This window comes from Janibacter sp. CFPM2_SD2, assembly GCF_057364645.1.
This window is the reverse complement of record NZ_JBNFOF010000251.1, coordinates 1-3621: the sequence shown is the minus strand read 5'-3', so window position 1 is coordinate 3621 and position 3621 is coordinate 1. Positions and strand designations below refer to the sequence as shown.

The window sequence follows — 3621 nt, the reverse complement described above, 5'->3', positions numbered from 1 at the left end:
GCCTTGGACTCTGCATTGCCGTTGGGCAATGCGGACTCAGGGCCTAGCCTCGCCCCGTGGACATCCAGTGGCACCGGGGGCTGAGCGCGGACGCCGCCCTGCGCGCCCACCTGGGTCCCGAGACCCTCACCGGCCGGCACTGCCCGGCCTGCGGCTCCGAGCGCCACGGCCGCCCGTGGGCGCGGCTGGCCGACGGCTCCCGGCCGCACGTCAGCCTGGCCCGCTGCGGCGACGTCGTGGTGACGGCGGTGGACCCCCTTCGTCCCGTCGGCGTCGACGTCGAGGACATCACCGCGGTCGACGCCCGCTGGGACCCCACCCTCGTCCTCGCGCCCGGCGAGCGTGCCGACACACCTGCCGAGCGGGCCGCGACGTGGTGCCGCAAGGAGGCGATCCTCAAGGCGCTGGGCACCGGCCTGCGCACCCCGATGAGCGAGATCCGGTGCGCCAACTGGCCCGTCGAGGACCTGGCCGCACCACCGGGACTGGCCGCGGCCGTCGTGGCGCTCCCGCCCGGTCAGACCGGCAGCGGCGGCAGCTCGACGGCGTAGAGCCAGGCCTCGAAGAGCTCACCGAGGTCTTCGCCCGTGACCCGCTCGGCGTGCTCGACGAACATCGCCGTCGTCACCGTGCGGTGCTGCTGCTCCTCGCACCACGTCCGCAGCACCTCGAAGAAGCGCGCATCCCCGACCCGGCAGCGCAGCGCATGCAGCGTGAGCGCCCCCCGCTTGTAGACCCGGTCGTCGAACATCAGGTCCGGCCCGGGGTCGCCGAGGAGCAGCTCGTCGCCGTCGTCGGTGCGCACCCGCTCGTGGTGCACCTCGGCCCGCTCGCCCACGGTCATCAGGCCGATCCGCTCCGACCACAGCCACTCGGAGTAGCAGGCGAAGCCCTCGTGCAGCCAGATGTCGCGCCAGTGCCCGAGAGTGACCGAGTTGCCCCACCACTGGTGGCTCAGCTCGTGGGCGACGAGCCGGATGCACTCCCAGTCGTCGCGCATGAAGTTGCGCCCGAAGGTCGACAGGCCCTGCGACTCGAGCGGGATCTCGAGGTCGTCGTCGGTGATGACGGCGGTGTACGACGCGAAGGGGTAGTCGCCGAAGGTCTCCGCGAAGAAGCCGAGCATCTGCGGCTGCATCCCGAAGGCCGCCTCGAAGCCCTTCTCCGGCCGGTCGACGGGCGCGACGACGCGCACGGGCACGGGTGCACCCGCCTGGTCGACGACCTCGTAGCGACCGATCTGCACGGTCGCGAGATAGGTCGCCATCGGCGCGTCCTGCGCATAGGTCCACGTCGTCGTGCTGCCGCGGGTCGAGCGGTCGACGAGCTCACCGGCGACGGCGACGTGGTAGTCGCGGGAGGTGCTCAGCACGAGGCGGTAGGTCGCCTTGTCGTCCGGCCGGTCGTTGCAGGGGAACCACGACGGTGCGCCGTGCGGCTGCGCGGCGACGATGACGCCGTCGGTCAGCTCCTCCCAGCCGGCCTCGCCGAGGCGTCGGCTGCGCACCTGCGTGGGGGTGCCCGCGTAGCGCACCCGCACCTCGAAGTCCTCCCCCTCGGGGACGGTGCGCGCGAGGGTCACGGCGAGCCGGTCCCTGCGGTGAGAGTAGCGGGCGGGCTCGCCGTCGACGTGGACGCGAGTGACCTTGAGCGCGTGCAGGTCCAGCTCGACCCGGCTCGCCGGCTGCAGCGCGCGGCAGCGCAGCGTGGCCTCGCCGGAGAGCCGGTTGCCCGCGACCTTGTAGTCCAGCTCGAGGTCGTAGTGCGCGACGGCGAAGCTCGCGTCGCCGTGCCCGGGCACGTAGTCATCGGTGCCGTCCTGGCGCCTCACTCTGTCTCCTCCCACGGACCGATCGGGTTGCCGATCCAGCGTGTGCGCGACGGTACGCCCTCGCCGCGCATGACGAGGGACGCGGGTCCGACGGTCGCGTCCCGGCCGACGCTGGACGAAGGGAGGATGACGCTGTTGGGCCCGAGGGTCGCCCCGGCCTCGAGGACGACCTTGTCCATCTGCAGGACCCGGTCGTGGAAGAGGTGGGTCTGCACGACGCAGCCGTGGTTGACCGTCGAGCCGTCGCCGAGCTCGACGAGGTCGCTCTCGGGCAGCCAGTAGGTGTCGCACCAGACACCCTCGCCGACCTTGCTGCCCATGAGCCGCAGCCAGGCGTTGAGCGCCGGCGTGCCGGCGGTGATGCGGGCGAACCACGGGGCGGCGAGCATCTCGGTGAAGGTGTCGGCGAGCTCGTTGCGCCAGACGAAGGAGGTCCACAGCTCGTGGTCCCCGGCGCGGTGGCGCCCGACGATCAGCCACTTGGCGATGACGGTGACGCCGGCGGCGAGGTGCCCGGCGACGAGCAGGACGGGGCCGGCGAGCAGCACGGCGGCCCACACCGACCGGTCGAGGAGCGCGAGCAGGGTCACGCCGACACCGACGGGCAGCGCGACGCTGCAGACGAGGGGCACGACGCGGCAGAGCTCGACGACCGACCGCAGGGCCTTGAGCCGGGTCGGCGGGTCGTAGGTGCGGCTCGCGTCCTGCTCGTCGGCGGTGCGCCGCAGCTTGCGCGGGGGCGAGCCGATGTAGGAGGCGCCGGCCTTGGCCTTGGCCCGCTGCGGCGCCGCGGAGAGCACGGCGACGAGCGAGCGCTTGGGCACCCGGCGGCCGGGCGCGAGCATGCCGGAGTTGCCGACGAAGGCGCGCTTGCCGACCTTGACCCGCTCGACGCGCACCCAGCCACCGCCGAGCTCGTAGGAGCCGATGAGGGTGTCGTCGGCGAGGAAGGCGTGGTTGCCGACCCGCACGAGCTTGGGCACGAGCAGCACCGTCGAGGCCTCGACGCCCTCGCCGACGCGAGCGCCGAGCAGCCGCAGCCAGATCGGGGTGAAGGCGCTGGAGTAGATCGGGAAGAGCCACTCGCGCGCCTCGTCGAGCAGCCGCACGGTGTAGATGATCGCCAGCCCCTGGGCAGAGCGGACCGGGAAGTGCCCCGGCTCGATCCGAGTGGCGAGCAGCCGGGTGAGACCGAGGACGAGCAGGGCGAGCGCGATGAACCCGACGACGGCGGCCAGCGGCAGCCACGGCAGCGCGGCGCGCACCGCCTCGCCGAGCGAGTCGGCCCCCGAGACGGCCGGCCAGAGCACGAGGCCACCGACGAGGGTCGCCACTCCGGGCAGGCTCGCGACGAGCGGGGCGATGAGCCCCATGCCGACGAGCCAGCGGCGCGGGGCCGGCGCGTCCTCCCGCGACCACGGGCCCCTGGCCGATGCCTGGCGCTCGGCCGGCGAGCCGGACCAGAACTCCCCCGCCGTCACGCTCCCGAGGACGTGCGAGCCGGGGGCGACCTCGGCCCCCGCGCCGACGACCGTGCCGGGCGAGAGGGTGCTGCGTGCGCCGACGCGCGCGTGGTCACCGATGGTGATCGGGCCGACGTGCACCCGGTCGCCGTCGATCCAGGAGCCGAGCAGGTCGACCTCGGGCTCGATGGCCGCACCCGCGCCGACGTCGAGCCAGCCGGTGACCGGCGGGAGGGCGTGCGAGGTCGGACGGCCCTCGCCGATCCGCGCCCCCGAGCAGCCGCGCGTACCAGCGGAACCAGACGCGCCGGACAGCGCCGCCGCCGC

3 protein-coding genes are annotated in these 3621 nt (G+C 73.8%); 1 reads left to right on the top strand and 2 read right to left on the bottom strand.

Going from position 1 to position 3621, the window contains the following annotated elements; genetic code table 11:
* Positions 1-56: 56 nt before the first annotated feature.
* The gene (locus tag AC2W7J_RS16665) at positions 57-551 is read left to right on the top strand and encodes a 4'-phosphopantetheinyl transferase family protein (protein WP_485983776.1); all 495 of its coding nucleotides are present in this window, start codon (positions 57-59) and stop codon (positions 549-551) included.
* On the opposite strand, the gene AC2W7J_RS16660 is transcribed toward AC2W7J_RS16665, so the two are convergent.
* Entirely contained in the window at positions 518-1831 is a 1314-nt protein-coding gene (locus AC2W7J_RS16660) for a M1 family metallopeptidase (RefSeq protein ID WP_485983774.1), read from the bottom strand. The two genes, AC2W7J_RS16665 and AC2W7J_RS16660, sit on opposite strands and share 34 nt — an antisense overlap.
* Positions 1828-3621 (bottom strand): Pls/PosA family non-ribosomal peptide synthetase (locus tag AC2W7J_RS16655; protein WP_485983773.1); only part of this gene is annotated, 1794 nt, incomplete at its 5' end. The genes AC2W7J_RS16655 and AC2W7J_RS16660, both read right to left, overlap by 4 nt.